Source organism: Janthinobacterium sp. 17J80-10 (assembly GCF_004114795.1).
Lineage (GTDB): Bacteria > Pseudomonadota > Gammaproteobacteria > Burkholderiales > Burkholderiaceae_D > Paucimonas.
The window spans coordinates 2022760-2040251 of sequence record NZ_CP035311.1 but is presented as its reverse complement, the minus strand read 5'-3'; the positions used below and the strand labels follow the sequence as shown (position 1 = coordinate 2040251).

17 protein-coding genes are annotated in these 17492 nt (G+C 60.9%); 13 read left to right on the top strand and 4 right to left on the bottom strand.

What is annotated here, in order from left to right:
• Positions 1-141 precede the first annotated feature (141 nt).
• The 13 genes from fliF (at position 142) to fliR (ending at position 11068) form a co-directional block, all read left to right on the top strand.
• Positions 142-1788, top strand: a complete 1647-nt coding sequence (gene fliF / locus EKL02_RS09330) for a flagellar basal-body MS-ring/collar protein FliF (protein ID WP_128901791.1) — start codon at positions 142-144, stop codon at positions 1786-1788.
• The gene (fliG, locus tag EKL02_RS09325; RefSeq protein ID WP_128901790.1) at positions 1781-2776 is read left to right on the top strand and encodes a flagellar motor switch protein FliG; all 996 of its coding nucleotides are present in this window, start codon (positions 1781-1783) and stop codon (positions 2774-2776) included. The genes fliF and fliG overlap by 8 nt, the downstream gene beginning before the upstream one ends.
• Positions 2769-3422: a flagellar assembly protein FliH gene (locus EKL02_RS09320; protein WP_128901789.1), complete on the top strand. Its 654-nt coding sequence runs from the start codon at positions 2769-2771 to the stop codon at positions 3420-3422. Before fliG ends, EKL02_RS09320 begins: the two co-directional genes overlap by 8 nt.
• Positions 3422-4825, top strand: coding sequence for a flagellar protein export ATPase FliI (gene fliI / locus EKL02_RS09315; protein ID WP_128901788.1), 1404 nt, complete (start codon positions 3422-3424; stop codon positions 4823-4825). Before EKL02_RS09320 ends, fliI begins: the two co-directional genes overlap by 1 nt.
• Positions 4826-4858: 33 nt before the next feature.
• Positions 4859-5299, top strand: coding sequence for a flagellar export protein FliJ (fliJ, locus tag EKL02_RS09310; protein ID WP_128901787.1), 441 nt, complete (start codon positions 4859-4861; stop codon positions 5297-5299).
• Between the two features lie 48 nt (positions 5300-5347).
• Positions 5348-6520 carry a flagellar hook-length control protein FliK gene (locus tag EKL02_RS09305; RefSeq protein ID WP_128901786.1) on the top strand — a complete coding sequence of 391 codons (1173 nt, stop codon included), beginning with the start codon at positions 5348-5350 and terminating at the stop codon, positions 6518-6520.
• Positions 6521-6767: 247 nt separating this feature from the next.
• Positions 6768-7307: a flagellar basal body-associated protein FliL gene (gene fliL / locus EKL02_RS09300; RefSeq protein WP_128901785.1), complete on the top strand. Its 540-nt coding sequence runs from the start codon at positions 6768-6770 to the stop codon at positions 7305-7307.
• Between the two features lie 7 nt (positions 7308-7314).
• Positions 7315-8313 (top strand): flagellar motor switch protein FliM, encoded by a 999-nt coding sequence (gene fliM, locus EKL02_RS09295; protein WP_128901784.1) that lies wholly within the window; start codon positions 7315-7317, stop codon positions 8311-8313.
• On the top strand, positions 8306-8719 hold the full coding sequence (gene fliN / locus EKL02_RS09290) for a flagellar motor switch protein FliN (RefSeq protein WP_128901783.1): 414 nt from the start codon (positions 8306-8308) through the stop codon (positions 8717-8719). Before fliM ends, fliN begins: the two co-directional genes overlap by 8 nt.
• Positions 8716-9198 (top strand): flagellar biosynthetic protein FliO, encoded by a 483-nt coding sequence (fliO, locus tag EKL02_RS09285; RefSeq protein WP_128901782.1) that lies wholly within the window; start codon positions 8716-8718, stop codon positions 9196-9198. The genes fliN and fliO overlap by 4 nt, the downstream gene beginning before the upstream one ends.
• A complete protein-coding gene (fliP, locus tag EKL02_RS09280; protein WP_128901781.1) occupies positions 9188-10000 on the top strand; it encodes a flagellar type III secretion system pore protein FliP in 813 nt (270 codons plus the stop codon). Before fliO ends, fliP begins: the two co-directional genes overlap by 11 nt.
• A gap of 10 nt (positions 10001-10010) precedes the next feature.
• Positions 10011-10280, top strand: a complete 270-nt coding sequence (gene fliQ, locus EKL02_RS09275) for a flagellar biosynthesis protein FliQ (protein WP_128901780.1) — start codon at positions 10011-10013, stop codon at positions 10278-10280.
• An 11-nt stretch (positions 10281-10291) separates the two neighbouring features.
• On the top strand, positions 10292-11068 hold the full coding sequence (gene fliR / locus EKL02_RS09270) for a flagellar biosynthetic protein FliR (protein WP_128901779.1): 777 nt from the start codon (positions 10292-10294) through the stop codon (positions 11066-11068).
• 10 nt (positions 11069-11078) lie between these two features.
• On the opposite strand, the gene EKL02_RS09265 is transcribed toward fliR, so the two are convergent.
• The 4 genes from EKL02_RS09265 to flgJ form a co-directional block, all read right to left on the bottom strand.
• Positions 11079-12368, bottom strand: coding sequence for an HD domain-containing phosphohydrolase (locus EKL02_RS09265; protein WP_164931992.1), 1290 nt, complete (start codon positions 12366-12368; stop codon positions 11079-11081).
• A gap of 198 nt (positions 12369-12566) precedes the next feature.
• A complete protein-coding gene (flgL, locus tag EKL02_RS09260; RefSeq protein WP_128901777.1) occupies positions 12567-13775 on the bottom strand; it encodes a flagellar hook-associated protein FlgL in 1209 nt (402 codons plus the stop codon).
• A gap of 11 nt (positions 13776-13786) precedes the next feature.
• Complete coding sequence (flgK, locus tag EKL02_RS09255; RefSeq protein WP_128901776.1) at positions 13787-16348, bottom strand: flagellar hook-associated protein FlgK; 2562 nt, start codon at positions 16346-16348, stop codon at positions 13787-13789.
• A gap of 124 nt (positions 16349-16472) precedes the next feature.
• Entirely contained in the window at positions 16473-17492 is a 1020-nt protein-coding gene (gene flgJ / locus EKL02_RS09250; protein WP_128901775.1) for a flagellar assembly peptidoglycan hydrolase FlgJ, read from the bottom strand.

Below are 17492 nucleotides of genomic sequence, written 5' to 3'. Positions count from 1 at the left end.
AGCTATGAAAATATTGCTCTATTCTAAGGATCAAAACTTACCGTCCACCCTGACAATTACCCAAAACCCGAAAAGGGATTGGCATTTGGGGAATTCCGTGACGCATACAATCGTAAATAACAGCAAACAGGGAGGCACATCATGGCAGTAGCAGGCGACGGCGCCCTGGCTCCCGCATCCACCGGCATGGCAGGATTCGCGCAATCGGCGGCGGGACGCAACATTATCCTGATGGTCGGCGCTGCAGTCGCAGTAGCTGTCATGGCAGGCGTCTGGATGTGGAGCCAGCAACCGGATTACCGGGTACTGTTTTCCAATTTCTCGGACCGCGACGGTGGCGCCATCGTCGCGTCCCTGCAGCAGATGAACATCCCCTACAAGTATGCCGAAGGCGGCGGCGCCATCCTGGTGCCCGCAACGCAGGTGCATGACGCCCGCCTGAAGCTGGCATCGCAAGGCTTGCCCAAGGGCGGCAACGTCGGTTTCGAGCTGATGGAAAACCAAAAACTGGGCGTGTCGCAATTCCATGAACAGGTCAATTTCCAGCGCGCCCTGGAAGGCGAACTGGCACGCTCGATCCAGGCCATCGCCCAGGTCGCCGCTGCGCGCGTGCACCTGGCCCTGCCAAAGGCTTCCGTGTTCCTGCGCGACCAGCAGAAGCCGACGGCCTCGGTGCTGATCAACCTGCATCCCGGCCGCAGCCTCGACCAGCAGCAAGTCAACGCCGTGGTCCACCTGGTTGCCAGCAGCGTGCCGGAATTACCGCCCAAGAACGTCAGCGTGATCGACCAGAACGGCAACCTGTTGTCGCAAAACGACAAGCCGCGTGATACCAACGGCCTCGATCCCAGCCAGCTGAAATATGTGCAGGAACTCCAGCAAAGCATTGTCAAGCGCATCGAATCGATCATCACGCCAATCGTCGGCGCCGACAATGTGCGCGCCGAAGCCACCGCGGACGTCGATTTCAGCCATACCGAACAGGCAGCCGAGATCTACAAGCCCAACCAGGAGCCCAACAGCGGCACGGTGCGCAGCCAGCAATCCAGCGAAGCGCTCAACGGCGCCCAGGGCGGCCCCGGTGGCGTCCCCGGTGCGCTGTCGAACCAGCCGCCGGCACCGGCCACTGCCCCCCTCACCGTCCCGGCCTCAGGTGCTGCCGGCACAACCGGCGCGAATATCGCCCCGGGCGCCAGCGTGCAAAAGGATGTCACCGTCAATTACGAAGTCGACAAGACGGTGCGCTACGTGCAACAGCCCATGGGCGGCGTCAAGCGGCTTTCCGTCGCGGTGGTGGTGAACTACAAGCGCGAAGTGGCCAAGGATGGCAAGGTGACGATGAAGCCGCTGTCCGAGGCGGAAAAAACCCAGATCGCCGACCTGGTCAAGGAAGCGATGGGTTTCAACCGCGACCGCGGCGACACGCTGAACGTCGTCAATAGTCCGTTCGCCGGCATGGACAAGGAAAAGATCGAACCGCTGCCGATCTGGAAACAGCCGGACACGATGCTGCAACTGGCCAAGGATGTGGGCCGGTATTTGCTCGGAATCGTCCTGCTCCTGCTGCTGTATTTTAAGATCCTCAAGCCAATCTGGGCGCGCATCGACGCCAGCCTGCAGCCTCCTCCGCCGCCGGCCCTTGAGCAGTCGGTCGAGGTTGACGATGACATCGTTGAGATCCAGCCGCGCGGCTATGAGCATAACCTGAACCGCGCCAAGCAACTGGCGCGCGACGATCCGAAGCTGGTCGCAAACGTAGTCAAGTCCTGGGTGGGAACAAATGAGTGATGCAGGCATAGAAAAAGGCGCGATCCTGATGCTGGCACTGGGCGAGGATGAAGCCGCCGAAGTGATGAAGTATCTGGGCCCGCGCGAGGTGCAGAAGCTGGGCGCCGCCATGTCCGGTATGAAAGGCGTCGCCAATGCCAGGCTGGAAGAAGTTCTGGAAAACTTCCGCACCGAGACCGAACAGGCGTCGGCGCTCGGCGTGGATTCGGATGAATACATCCGCCAGGTGCTGACCAAGGCGCTGGGCGACGACAAGGCGGCCTCACTGCTCAACCGCATTCTCGGCACGCGCGACTCCTCCGGCATCGAAAGCCTGAAGTGGATGGATGCGCAATCGGTGGCCGAACTGATCCGCAACGAACATCCGCAGATTATTGCCACCATCCTGGTGCACCTTGAGCGCTACCACGCCTGCGAAGTGCTGGACCATTTCACGGAACGGCTGCGCAACGACGTGGTGCTGCGCATTGCCACGCTGGACGGCGTGCAGCCGAGCGCCTTGCGCGAATTGAACGAAGTGCTGACCAAGCTCCTGTCCGGCAACGAGAGCATCAAGAAAAAACCGATGGGCGGCGTGCGCGCGGCGGCCGAGATTCTCAACTTCCTCTCCAGCGACACCGAGCAATCCGTCCTCTCCAACCTGAAGAATTACGATGCCGACATGGCGCAAAAGATCATGGATGAGATGTTCGTATTCGATAACATCCTCGATATTGAAGACCGCGGCATCCAGATCCTGCTGCGCGAAGTCCAGTCGGAATCGCTGATCGTTGCACTGAAGGGCGCAAGCCAGGATTTGCGCGAGAAGTTCTTCAAGAACATGTCGCAGCGCGCCGCCGAGATGATGCGCGAAGACCTCGAATCGAAAGGGCCGGTGCGCCTGTCGGAAGTCGAGGCCCAGCAGAAAGAAATCCTGCAGATCGTCCGCCGCCTGGCCGACGAAGGCCAGATCATCCTCGGTGCAAAGGGCGAGGATGCGTATGTCTAATGCCATCCTGCCCAAGGAACAGCAATCCGCCTTCGAACGCTGGGAAATGCGCTCATTCGGCGATACCCGGCCCGAAGCGCAGCCGGTCCCGGTTGCCCCGCCGCCGCCGAAGATCGGCGTCGAGGAAATTGCCGCCATCCGCGAGGAGGCGCGCGCCCGCGGCCACGCCGAGGGTTTTGCGGAAGGCCGCGCAGAAGGCCTGGCGCAGGGCCGCGCCGCCGCTGCCGCAGAAATGAAGCACTTGCGGCAGGTTGCCGAGCAACTGGGCGAGGAAGCCACGCGCGCAGACCAGGCAATTGCCAACGATGTGCTGGAACTGGCGCTGGACCTGGCCAAAGCCATGCTGAAAACCGCGCTGACAGTGCGTCCCGAACTGGTGGCGCCCATCGTCAGCGAGGCGATCCGCTACTTGCCGAGCCTGCAGCAGCCTGCCCTGCTGATGCTTAACCCGCAGGATGCTGCTGTCATCAAGGCGCAGATGCACGACGAACTGGAAAAGGCCGGCTGGCGCATCGTCGAGGATGGCCACATCCAGCGCGGCGGCTGCCGCATCGACACTGCCACGAACCAGATCGATGCCGGCATCGATACCCGCTGGCAGCGACTGGCTGAAGCGCTCGGCAAGCAGTCGGAGTGGCTTGTGTAATGAGCGACCTGTCCACGCGCACCGGCCGCTGGCAAGCATTCCTGCGTGATTGCGGCGAACTGGCCGCAATCGCCGAGCCGATGCAGGTTTCCGGCCGCGTCACCCGGGTCGCGGGGCTGGTCATGGAAGCCGTCGGCCTCAAACTTGCCGTAGGCAGCGCCTGCACCATCCCGCTGCCGAATGGCTCGAAAATCGAGGCGGAAGTCGTTGGCTTCAACGATGACAAGCTGTTCCTGATGCCGCAAAGCGATGTCGAGGGGGTGATCCCCGGTAGCCGGGTATTTCCTGTGGAAGCAGTGCAATCGCTGCCGCGCGCTGGCGCAGTCAACCATCCGCGCCGACGGCCAAGCGACCGTGGACGCCATCTGCCGGTCGGCGATGAATTGCTGGGGCGCGTCCTGGACGGCGCCGGGCGCCCGCTCGACAATCTCGGCCCCCTGCACCATCGGCACTCGGCCCCTCTGAATGTGCGCGCTGCCAACCCGCTCGGGCGCGAGCCAATTTCCCATATTCTCGATGTCGGCGTGCGCGCCATTAACAGCATGCTGACGGTCGGCCGCGGCCAGCGCATGGGCCTGTTTGCCGGCTCGGGCGTGGGTAAATCGGTATTGCTTGGGATGATGGCGCGCTACACCACCGCGGACGTCATCGTGGTCGGCCTGATCGGCGAGCGCGGCCGCGAAGTCAAGGAATTCATCGAGCAGATCCTCGGGCCGGAAGGCCTGGCGCGCTCCGTTGTAGTGGCAGCGCCGGCCGACACCCCGCCGCTGATGCGCCTGCAGGGCGCCGCCTACACTACGGCGATTGCCGAACATTTCCGGGACGAAGGCAAGCATGTCTTGCTGATCATGGATTCGCTCACCCGCTATGCCATGGCGCAGCGTGAAATCGCCCTGGCCATCGGCGAGCCGCCGGCGACCAAGGGCTATCCGCCCTCCGTCTTTGCCAAGCTGCCGGCGCTGGTAGAACGCGCCGGCAACGGCAAGCCCGGCGGCGGCTCGATCACGGCCTTCTATACCGTACTGACCGAAGGCGACGACCAGCAGGATCCGATCGCCGACTCGGCCCGGGCGATCCTTGACGGCCATATCGTCCTCAACCGCACGCTGGCCGAAGCCGGCCATTATCCGGCGATCGACATCGAGCAATCGATCAGCCGCGCCATGCACAACATCACCGACGCCAAACACCAGAAACTGTCCCGGCAGCTCAAGCAGCTGACTTCGCGCTACCAGCGCAACCGCGATCTGATCAGTGTCGGCGCCTATGCCCATGGCAGCGACCCGGTGCTGGACCAGGCGATTGCGCTCTTCCCGAAAATAGAGAAATTTTTACAACAAGACATCACCGAGCGGGCGGGCATAAACGAGAGCTTGCAGCAACTTGCCACGCTATTCCCCTGATTGACGAGGGGTTGCCTGGTTTAATATACCAATATGGCCAATCCATCCGCCCTGTTGACCCTGATTGAGCTCGCCGTAAAGGACAGCGACGAGGCTGCCAAGCGGCTGGGCGAAGCGCTGCGCGCTGCGGAAGATACCGAAAAGAAGCTGACGATGCTGCTCGGCTACCGCGATGAATATGCCGCCCGCTTCCAGAATAACCAGGCGAATGGCATCAGTGCGATGGAATACCGCAATTTCCAGCTTTTCATCGACAAGCTCGATACCGCCATCACCGGTCAGGAAACAATCGTGCAAAACGCCAGGCACCGTGTCGACAGCGAACGCAAGTCATGGCAGGAATGCGAGCGCAAGCGGATGTCGTACGATACGCTGGCAAGCCGGGCGGAGACCGCACGGCTGCACAAGGAAAACAAGCGCGACCAGAAGCAGATGGACGAGTACGCGGCACGTAGCGCAAATTTCAAGCGCTAGGGCGGCACGACGCCACCGCGACATGATCAACGAAATGGTGATGACAGCATGCAAACTCCAGCAATTCTGAATGTTTCCAGCCCGGCAGGCAACCAGGCCGTCTCCACCAAGCCTGCTGCAGGCGCCTCCAATGGTGGCTTCAACCAGATGCTGTCGCAGCAGATTGCCGATCGGCGCGAGGCCGACAAATCCGCGCAGCCCCGTGGAGCTGGGCAAACTGGCAAAAACGAAAGCAAGCAGGCAGATACGAAGCAAACGAATGCCAAGCAGCCTGAATCGTCTCAAGCCGCCAATAACGCCGGTAGCAGCGCCGGTACCAAATCGCGCGAAACCGAGGAACAAACGGACGAAACCGCCGCCATTCCGCCAACGGCAACTGAATTGATGACACAGGTGGCGGCGAATCTGCTGCTGCCACAGGCCACGGCAGAGGCAAGTGCAACCGCTGGCGATGCAATTGCTGCCGTCAATGGTGCGGCACTGGCGCGCGAACAAGGCTTGCTGGCCAGCGCTGCCCCAGGCAAGGAGTTGCCAGGTTCCACTGCAGGCGATCAGGGCGATTTCCTGGCTGCGCTGCGTCAGGCCGCCGAGCCGCAGGACACGCCGCTGCAAGCTGCCATTGCAGATGCGGCAGGCAGCGGCAACGAGCAAATGACCGAGGCATTGCCAGAATTATCGGCGGCAACCAGCCTGCAGGATGCGTCGACCCTGGCCACGACTGGCGCCGCAACGCAGCCTGCCGCCCTGAGCGCGTCACAAGCGGCCGGCGCCGAAGCCACGGATCGCCTGGCACCGCGTTTCGGCAGCCCGGCGTGGGATCAGGCACTGGGGCAAAAAGTCGTCTGGATGGTCGCCGGTGCGCAGCAATCGGCTTCGCTGACGCTCAATCCGCCAGACCTTGGCCCGCTGCAGGTCGTACTGAACGTCAGCAACGGCCAGGCAGACGCCAGCTTTTTCTCAGCGCAACCCGAAGTCCGGCAAGCACTGGAAGCAGCGCTTCCCCGCTTGCGCGACATGATGAGCGAGGCTGGAGTGGCACTGGGCCAGACTTCGATCAGCGCAGGCATGCCCGACCGGCATGACCAGCCGGGCAGCCATGCCGCGCATAGGTCCGTACCCGGTGCCGGCGCTGGCAATGGTGACGCAGAGGCCGTATCGGCGCCGGCGCCCCGTGTCGGCAGGGTCATTGGCGGCCAGGGCCTGGTCGATACCTTCGCCTGAATCACCACCGGCGCCCAGGCGCCGGGGCGCTCCCCATTCTCGATACGAATCTGCACATGGGTTCCCCACGGCACGTGTTTGCGTTTACCATACGCTGCCGGCAGCGATACCGCATGGGGAATGTAAGGCAGACGGCGGATTAAAAGCCGCAATATGCGCCCGCTTCCCCTCTCTGTTCGACGCATCCAGGCGACGTATTTTTCCCGATAATGCAATTAACTGATTAGGCAGTACACAAGGAATTCCCATGGCAACAGCACCCAAGGCAGTTCAGAAAGCACCCGCGAAAGGCGGCGCGGAAGCGGCGGAGCATCCCGCAGTTGCGCCCAAAAAGTCTGGCAAAAAGCTCATCCTGATTCTCATGATCTTGCTGCTGGCCGGTGGCGGCGGCGCCGCTGCCTGGTACTTCCTCGGTCAGCCCGCTGCCGCCCCAGGCACGCATGCCAAAAAAACGATTGATCCGGGCAAGCCACCAGTGTTCCTGGTGATGGATCCCTTTACCGTCAACCTGCAGCCGGATGGCCAGGGCGAGCAATACCTGCAAGTTGCCTTTTCGCTGCAGGTGGGTGACTCGAAAGACGTCGAGGCGATCAAGTTGTATTTGCCGCAGGTACGCAGTCGCCTGCTGCTGCTCTTGTCGGGCAAGAAGGCTTCGGAAATTTCCACTGTCGAGGGCAAGAAAAAGCTTGCCGATGAAATCCTGGCTCAGGTACGGCAGCCGTTGATCCAGGACGGTGCACCGCAAAATGCCGCCAATGTCTTCTTTACCTCCTTTGTGATCCAGTAAGGACGCCATGGCTGACAATTTCCTTTCACAAGAAGAAGTTGATGCCCTCCTCCGGGGTGTCAACGGCGACCTGGACGATTCCCCGGCCCAGGAAGATGTGTCGGGAGTCCGCCCCTACAACCTGGCGACCCAGGAGCGCATCGTCCGTGGACGCATGCCGACCCTGGAAATCATCAATGAACGTTTTGCGCGCCTGTTGCGCATCGGCCTTTTCAATTTCCTGCGCCGCAGCGCTGAAGTATCGATCGGCCCGGTGCGCGTCTCCAAGTACAGCGAATTCATCCGCAACCTGGTGGTGCCAACCAACCTGAACCTGATCCACATGAAGCCGCTGCGGGGCACGGCGCTGATGGTGCTCGACCCCAACCTGGTATTCCTGCTGGTCGATAACCTGTTCGGCGGCGACGGCCGCTTCCATACCCGGGTCGAGGGACGCGATTTTACCCAGACCGAGCAGCGCATCATCCAGCGCGTGCTGGGCATCATCTTCGAAAACTATGCCAAGTCGTGGGAGCCCGTGTACCCGGTTGAATTCGAGTACATCCGTTCCGAGATGAACACCCAGTTTGCCAATATCGCCACCCCCAATGAAGTGGTGGTGTCCACTACCTTTACCATCGAGCTCGGACCAGTCTCCGGTGAACTGCATTTCTGCGTCCCCTACTCGATGATCGAGCCGATCCGCGACTTGCTGACGTCCAGCCTGCAGGGTGAAACGCTGGAAATGGACAAGCGCTGGGTGCGCCTGATGACGCAACAGATCCAGACCGCCGAAGTGGAACTGGTCGCCAACATGGGCACGGCCCGCGCCACCTTTGGCGACATCCTGAACATGAAAGTGGGCGACATCATTCCGCTCACGGTTCCCTCCTCTATTGCCGCCGAAGTGGATGGCGTGCCGGTGATGGAGTGCAGCTACGGCAAATTCAATGGCCAGTACGCATTGCGAGTGGAAAAATTACTGACACACGGCAACGAGTTTGCGCAAGGAGAAGAAAATGGCTGACGACATCAATAACCAGACCAGTGCCGAAGACGATTGGGCCGCCGCAATTGCCGAACAAACGCGCAGCGAGTCCGCCGCGGCAGCTGCACAGCCGACTGCACCGACATTCCAGGACTTCGCCGGCGGCACCAAAACGGCAACCCACAACGATATCGATTTCATTCTCGACATCCCGGTACAGCTGACGGTCGAACTGGGGCGCACAAAAATCGCCATCAAGAACCTGCTGCAACTGGCGCAAGGCTCGGTGGTCGAGCTTGACGGACTTGCCGGGGAACCGATGGACGTGCTGGTCAACGGCTGCCTGATCGCCCAGGGCGAGGTCGTGGTGGTCAACGACAAGTTCGGTATCCGCCTGACCGACATCATTTCTCCCTCGGAACGCATCCGCAAGCTCAACCGATGATCCACGCACGCCGGCTCCTCCCCTTCCTCAAAACCTGTCTCGCCGCTGGCCTGGCGTTCGGTGCTGCTGCGACCTGCGCCGCACAAGCTGCGCAGGGCACCCAGGCAACGGCGCCGCAGAGCGCTGCCACTGCCTCGGCCGGCGGCTTTTTCCAGGTCTTGCTGGGCCTTGTGCTGGTGCTGGCCTTGCTGGCTGCGATCGCGTGGGTGCTCAAGCGTTTTAATCTTGCCCGCGTCACCGGCAATGCACCTGTCAAGATCGTCGGCGGCGTATCGGTCGGCAACCGCGAACGCGTGGTTGTCGTGGAAGTTGCCGACCAGTGGATTGTGGTCGGCGTCGCACCTGGACAGGTAAATGCCTTGTCCACACTGGCGCGCCCGGAAAATGCGCCGATCCAGCAGCAGGACAAGCCGCTGCAGGGTGGTGAAAATTTTGCAACCTGGCTCAAGCAGAAAATCGACAAACGCAATGCCGAATAATCCTATCGCCTCCGGCAATCCCGCCCTGCCTGCGCTCACTACCGCGGCAAAGGGCTTCGCGCGCCAGGCAGTGCGCTGGAGCCCATTGCTGCTGCTGGGCCTGCCGCTCCTGGCGACTGCCCAGCAAGCCGGCCTGCCGGCGCTGACCAGTACGCCTGCGCCAGGCGGCGGACAAACCTACACCCTGAGCCTGCAAACCCTGCTGCTGCTGACCGCACTGTCGATGTTGCCGGCAGCGCTTTTGATGATGACCAGCTTTACCCGCATCGTCATCGTCCTGTCCCTCCTGCGTCAGGCGCTCGGCACGCCATCCGCGCCGCCCAACCAGGTGCTGATCGGCCTGGCGCTGTTTCTCACGCTGTTCGTCATGGGCCCGGTGCTGGACAAGGTCTACACGGACGCCTATCTGCCGCTGTCGGAAAACAAGATCACCATGCAGCAGGCGCTCGACAAGGGTGCCGCGCCGCTCAAGGAATTCATGCTCAAGCAGACCCGCCAGTCGGACCTGGCGATGTATGTGAAGATTTCCAACACCCCAGCATTGCAGGGGCCCGAGCAGGTGCCGCTGCGGGTGCTGGTGCCGGCTTTTATCACCAGCGAGCTGAAGACCGCCTTCCAGATCAGCTTCGCGATTTTCATTCCCTTTCTGATTATCGACATGGTGGTTGCCAGCGTGCTCATGTCGATGGGTATGATGATGGTATCCCCGGCCATTGTCGCGCTGCCCTTCAAGCTGATGCTGTTCGTGCTGGTCGATGGCTGGCAATTGCTGATCGGCTCGCTGGCCCAGAGCTTTTACTAGGGAAACTGCAATGACACCGGAAACCGTCATGACCATGGGCCGCCAGGCCATGGAAGTTACACTGATGATCGCCGCACCAATGCTGCTGGTGGCACTGGTGGTCGGCCTGGCGATCAGTATCTTTCAGGCCGCGACCCAGATCAATGAAACCACGCTGTCCTTCATTCCCAAGCTGCTTGGCATATTCATTGCGCTGATCCTGGCCGGGCCGTGGATGCTGTCGGTCATGCTCGACTACATGCGGCAAATGTTCACCGGCATTCCCGGCATGATCAGCTAAGCCGGACGCGGATGATCAGCATCTCCAGCGCGGCACTGAATGCCTGGATCGCCGGCCTGATGTGGCCGCTCGCGCGCATCCTCGGCCTGATCGCCACGGCCCCCCTGTTCAACAATCAGAAGATACCGGCGCGCACCAGGATCGCCCTGGGGGTCTTGCTTGCCCTGATCGTGGCGCCGGCAGTGCCGGCGCAGGCTGCCATCGACCCGATGTCCCTTCCCGGCCTGCTGATCCTGGCGCAGCAGATGCTGATCGGCCTGGCGATGGGCATGGCGATGCGGATCGTATTTGCCGCCATCGAAATGGCCGGTGAAATTATCGGCATGACCATGGGCCTGGGCTTTGCGACGTTCTATGACCCGCAATCGGCGGCCCATACATCCGCCATCAGCCAGTTCCTGTCGCTAATCTTGCTCATGCTTTACCTGGCGGCGAACTTTCACCTGATGCTGCTTTCCGTCCTGGTCGACAGTTTCACCACCATGCCCATCGGCGCCGGATCCCTGGGCATTGGCATGGAGCAGCTGGTTGCCTGGGGGGGGCGGATCTTTTCGGCGGGCGTGCAGCTGTCGCTGCCGATCGTGGCCGCCCTGCTGATCAACAATATCGCCCTGGGTATCCTGACACGCGCCGCCCCGCAATTGAATATCTTCGGCATCGGCTTCCCGGTCGCCATTGGCGTCGGCTTCATCATGATCGCGCTGACGATTCCTTACCTCGCCGTGCCCATGGAACGGCTGTTGCAGGAAGGTCTCGACATGGCGACCCTGCTGGTCAAGCCGCGCTGAGCGCGTTACGTCACTCGTCGAGCAGCGCAATCAGTGGCTGCAGCAGCTTTGCCTCCTGTTGATCCAGCGCCACGCAGTGCAACGCCATGTTGCGCGCGATATCGCGCAAGCGCCACTGGATTTCCTTGCTGGCCACGGCGACTTCAAAATGGATTTCAGTGTTGAGGCCGGCAAAGTCTGCCATGCTTTCCTGCATGCAGATATCCAGCCCGGTGCTGGTGAATGCCCGTTTGACCGCTTGCGCCTGCTGCAGCGCCAGCAGCAACAAGTCCTTGCCTGCGCGCGAATCGAGAAACGGCGAATCCATCAATTCACGGCCAAGTTCCAGTGCCCCGTTGATCTTGGCATGCAAGGCCTGCACATCGCCAAAAATATTTTCGCTGCGGACGGCGCCTTGCAAGCCATCCTCTTCGCCGCTGAGTTGCAGCACGCTCGACACTGCCGAAACCAGCCCGTGGGCATGTTCACCGGGAATGATTTTCATGGCCAGCTCCGCCCGCTCCAGCGGTCGGTCCTGCCGCATGAATACGCCGGAAATCATTTCCGCCACCGAAACCACCTGGCCGGCGATGCTGATATTCTTGCCGCTGAGCTGGCGCGGATAGCCGCCGCCATCGAAGCGTTCATGGTGTTCCGATACCGCCTGCGCCACCGCCGGCGGGAAATTCTCAAGCTCCTTGATGAGCATCTGGCCGATGCGTGGGTGTACCACCACATGGCGCCACTCGTGCGGCAACAGGCGGCGCTTGCTGTCCAAAAATTCCGGCTCGATATACAGCTCGCCTATGTCATGCAGCAAGCCCGCCAGGGCGACCGTGGATTGCTCGGTTTCTCCAAGGCCCATTTTTTTAGCCAGGCAAACCGACACCAGGCTGACCATGACGCTGTGTGCCAAGGCGCTCGTGCCGCCGCGCTCGGTAATGGTCAGCATCAGGCTCATGGCCTTGCCGAACCGCGCCTGTTGCAGGATATCCAGCGGCGATACACCCTTACTGCCGACGATGCGGTGCATCGACCCCACCGGCGCCAATGTTTCGGCCAGCCGCCTGGCCTCGCTTACGATGATATTGTTGTCGATGCCATCCGCTACCGTGATGCTCGACTCCAGCGGCTTGCGCAACTTGTGCACGATCAGGCGTTCCTGCATCCCGCTCGAAATGCGCGACCCCTTGGCCACCAGTTTCATGCCGCGCGCATCGAAAATATCCTCGGTTGCCTCGACATCCCGTTCCTGCGCCAGATTCATTACCTTATCGAGGTAATGCTGATTGACCTGATTGATCGAAATCTCGTCCGTCATGTGTCTTTTTCTTGTCCCGAAGGCCAGTGAATTGCCTGTCGTTGCCATTTTTTATAATGGCAAAACATTACCATGGGGTAGATACAATACCCAAGAAAAAAATAATCGAAAGACCGGGACGTGGCGGCACGACGACGTCCGCCGGAAAAACAAAAAGCCTGCAGCAGTTGCTGCAGGCTTCTCCCGAATTTAGCCGGATTAAAGGAAGTTAAAAAGCGACAGTCCGCTGATTTTTACAAAGGATTGCTGCGCCGCAGAAAGCGTCGTCTGTTGCTGCATGAGGCTGGAAATCGCCTTGGTATAGTCGAGATCCTGCAAATCCGACAGTGTCTGGGCAAACTGCAAATCTGCATCTTCCCCGCTACTGTCAAGCGAATCGATTTCCTTCAGTCGCGTCCCTACCGAGGCACGCACCGTCAACACATTGTCCAGCGCATTCTCGAGGTTGGAATGCGCTTCCACCAACCCATTGCTGAGCCTTGCCTTGCCCGCGTCGCCAGTGGCCGGGGCATTGAGGACGCCGATCAAGTCCTTCAAAGTCGAAAACACGCTCTGGTTGGTGCTTGGACCTATGGCAAAACTGTCGCCATTGGCCGGCGCACCCTTGATGTCGAACTGGATGCCGTTGAATGCAATGGCCTGGCCACTGGCGTAGGCATTACCCGTAGACAGGGCTGTGCCGGTGGTGACATCGGTCACGTCGTAGGTGGTGACGCCACCAGTCACGGAAAAAGTCACGCTGTAATCATGGCCATCGAGGAGCGACGCATCTGTCACGACACCGGCCGAAAATACCCCTGTACCGGCATTGCCAGTTGCGGCGCCGAGAGTGAAACTGCCATTGCCGGTCTTGATTTGCTCAAATACGGCATTGCCGTTATCGCTGAAGCCGAGTTGCCGGGAAGCGGCAACCTGCAGCATGCGCTGCCCCTGGTCACCGCTGTAGACAGCGCCATTGCCGCTTTGCGCAAAAGGCTGGGTGCCGCTCTGAAAGCCGGCGAACAGGTAGCCGCCGACACCATCGCCGGAATTGGCCAGTCCGATCAATTCCTGGAAGCGTTCATTCAGCTCGGTAGCAAGATATTGACGTTCGGTGTCGCTGTAGGCGCCATTGCCAGCAGCGACCACCTGGGTCTTAACGTCCTGCAGCAAGGTCGTTACGCTGGCCAGCACGCCCTCTTCCAGTCCCAGCGAGGACTTGACGTTCTGGCGGTTGATGGCGTACTGGTCGTTGGTGGCCCGCGCCTGGCTCACGTCATAGGCACGCGCCGCAGCCACTGGATCGTCAGCCGGCGTCATGACCCGGCGGCCGGTCGCAATCTGCTGCTGCGTGCGCATCAGGCTGGCCTGCAGATCGCTTAGCTTCGATGTGCTGGTTTCATACAAGGTGCTGGTACTTATACGCATGATATTGGCCCTTACTGTCCTAATGACAGCAACACGTCGAACATTTTACTGGCAGTTTGCATCACCTTGCCGGCGGCCTGGTACGCCTGCTGGTAACGCAACAGGTTGGCCGCTTCCTCATCCAGGTTGACGCCCGAGACGGATTGCTGCGCCGCGACGACTTGCTCCAACATGGTATTTTCTGCAGTCATGTTGACGTCCAGCTCATGCGTCTTGTTGCCAACCATGTTTACCATCTGGCCGAATGCGCCCTGCAGGGTAGCGGTGCCGTTGGCCAGGGTTTTCGCGGTTTGCAGCGCGCCCAGCAGCAAGGCGTTGCGATTGTCGCCAACGCCGTTGGTATTGGCGCCGATGGTAAAGCGGTCGCCGTTGGCCGGGTTGCCGGTGATGGCAAAGCTGACGCCGCCAAAACTGATGGTCGCGCCCTCGACAAAGCTCACCGGCGCGCCGGGCGCATAGCTGCTGAGCGAACCGGTGCCCGGCGAGTTGCTCAAGCCAAGATTGGCGAGCTCGTTGCCACTCAATCCGGCCACCGCAACCGGCTGCTGATTGCCGGTATGGGTGATCGTCAGCGCACCGCCACTGCCTGCTGTCACGGCATATCCGGAAAGCTGACTTTGGATCGCCGCGGCCAGCGCATCGCGGTCGGCGTAATTGCCGGTCAGGCTGACCGGGCTGCCATCGACCGTGAAGGTAGCTTGAGTACCGACAACACCTGCCGTACCGGTATCGTTTGCGAAACCAGCCAAACCTGCGTTGACATCGGTATTGGTAATGGCAACCGCGGTGGCAGCGCTGTTATTCTGGATCTTGAGGTTTCCTGCAGTATTAGTGACAGTGTAAGCACCAGTTCCTGCAGTGGCATTGAGTTGCGATTCGATTGCAGCTGCAACGCCGTCTGCGTCGCCGTAATTTGCCGTCAGCGTGATGCCCATGCCGTCGATATCAAGCTGTGCGATATTTGCGCCGCCGCCCGAGTAGTCGAAGTCGGTCACTGTGACGCTGTCGTTGAAGCCCAGGCCGCCATTTACATTAGCAATGCTGAAGTCCAATGCGCTGGCCGCCCCGCCGACGTTCTTGCCATCTGCCTGCAGCGGACTGCTCACCGTGACGCTCGTCGAAGCCGGGAAGCCGCTGAAGGTATTGGTTGCAGCGTCATATTGCAGCGTTATCGGCGGCGACACGCTGGCGAGGGTATAGCTGTCGTCGACCGAACCGGCGCTGATCTTTCCTGAACCGGCGTTGACGCTGTTGGCGCCGGTACGAACCGGCGCCGCCGCCGCGATCTTGGCAGTATCGCTGATCAGCACGCCAAATCCACTGGCGCCATCGATCGTCGGCTTGACCATGAAGACATCGCCGGCGGCCATGGTGCCCGAGGCGACCTGAAACTCCAGCCCGTCGATCGAGATCGGCAGCGTGGTGGAACTAGTCAGGGCGCCGTCAGTCATGCGGGTTACGCGATATTCGGCAGGACCGATGAATTCAAAGCGGTAATCGCTGGCGGTCATCGCGCCCGGGTTGGTGATATTGGCCGCGACCTGGGCAGTGCCGGTGTTCAGCGAGCTCGAGTTCACCCGGGGCACCGCCACCTTGAAAAAATCGCCGCCGAGGTCGCCGTTCAAATCCTGGCCAAGCTGGTGCTGATCATTGAATGCACTACCCAGGCCGATGGCGATCCGGCCAAGTTCATTTTGCACCTTGTCCAGTGTTTGCGAGCGGAATTCCAGCACGCCGCCCATCTTGCCGCCGGAAAGCGCGGCTTCCGCCAGCGAAATGGTGTTGCCGTTGCTCTTGTAGCCCACCTGGATGCGCGACGGATCGGTGGCCGATACCACGGGGGTCAGCTCAAACGTCTTGCCACCGACGATAAGGGACTGGCCGTTGCCGATCGAAATATTATAGTCAGTACCCTGCTTGACCACAGTAACCTTGATTTCCTTGCTCAGATCCGATACCAGCTTGTCGCGCTGGTCGAGCAAGTCATTGGGCGCCTTGCCGCTGTTACTGGCCTGCACCGTGCTGATGGAATCGTTGAGCTTGGCAATCTGGGTGGCAAGCGAATTGATGCTGTCGATGCCGGACCTGATGTCGCTGTTGACGCCTTCACGCAGCGAATCGAGGCGGCCGCTGACATCCTGGAATTGACCCGCCAGGGTTTGCGCCGACGCAATCACGGTTTGCCGCGCCGCGCCGGAACTGGGATTGGCGGCGAGGTTTTGCACGCCCTTGAAAAATTCCTGCAGCGCCGGAGTCACGCCGACCGTCGGATCGGCAAACATGTTATTGATCTGCTTGATCTGGCTGTAATACGAACTGAGCCCGTTCTGCGACGTTTGCGAATTCAGGACCTGGTTCGTCAGGAATTCGTTGTAAACGCGCTTGACCGACTGGACTTCGGTGCCCTTGCCAAGCGAGCCGAAACTGGCTGGCGCGCCTGCCAGCGCACTCTGCACGACCACCTGGCGGCTGAACCCCTCGGTACTGGCATTGGCGATATTGTGGCCCGTGGTCGCCAGTCCCACCTGCGCCGCGTTCAGTGCTGATTGGCCAATACTCAGAATGTTCGCCATGATGGTCTTTTCTATTAACGCGTTACTTATGTTTTCGGCAGACTTTCGACAAACTTTAGCGCGCTGCCGAAAGAACAATATATTTTTTACAACATCCTGGTGGCCGCAGCTTGGCGCTGCCTGATCACGCCGACAGAGTTTGCTGGATGATGCGCGTCAGTTTGGCTGCATACTGCGGGTCTGTCGCGTAGCCGGCGCGTTGCAGGCCATGCGCAAAACCACTGGCATCCTGGGCATTGGCAATGACATTTTCATAACGCGGATTCTGCCCCAGCAGGCGGGCGTAATCGCGGAAACTGTCGGCATAGGAATCGTAAGCGCGGAACTTTTCCCGCTTGATCTGCGGCGCGCCATTGACGTACTCGGTGGTCGCCACTTCGACGACCTTGCCCTTCCAGCCGCCTGTCGCCTTGATGCCGAACAGGTTGAAGCTGTTGCTGCCGTCGGCGCCGCGAATCTCGCGCTTGCCCCACCCGGTCTCGAGCGCCGCCTGGCCCAGCATGAATTTGGCGGGAATGCCGGTGGCGCGGCTGGCCTCATCGGCGTGATGCGCAAGGCGGTCCTCGAACGCCCGCACATGGGCATGGCGCGACCTCGACTTGCCGGCTTCGGCGACGCCGCTTGCGCTACCCGCCTGGCCAGGCATGCCACCCGGGGTCATGCCGCTGCCGCCCTCTTCATTTTGCAGCCGCAGCTGCTCCTGGAATGCAGCAATCTGGGCCTGCCGCTGCGGGTTCAACTGGCGCACGGGCGCCATGCCGGAGATACCATCGGCTGCGGCCCCACCAGTGGCGGCATTGCCGGCATCGCCCGCCTCGCCCGGCGCTGGAGGCGGCAACCCGCGATTGGCCGACAACTGCCGCGCCAGCACATCGGCCAGGCCGACGCCGCGATTGGCCAGTGTCTGGCTCAGCTGCTGGTCCAGCATGGAGGTATACATCTTGGTTTGCTGGTTGTCGAACATGCCATCCTGCGGCGTGGCTTCGCGCATGCTTTTCATGACCATGTTCATGAAAAGCGCCTCGAACTGCTTGGCGGCGGCCTTGATCGATTCCGGCGATTGCTGCCGCGCCGACTCGCGCAACGCACCCAGCCCCCTGGAGTCCAGGGCGAGCTTGCCGGAGAAATCGACGGAATTGCTCAT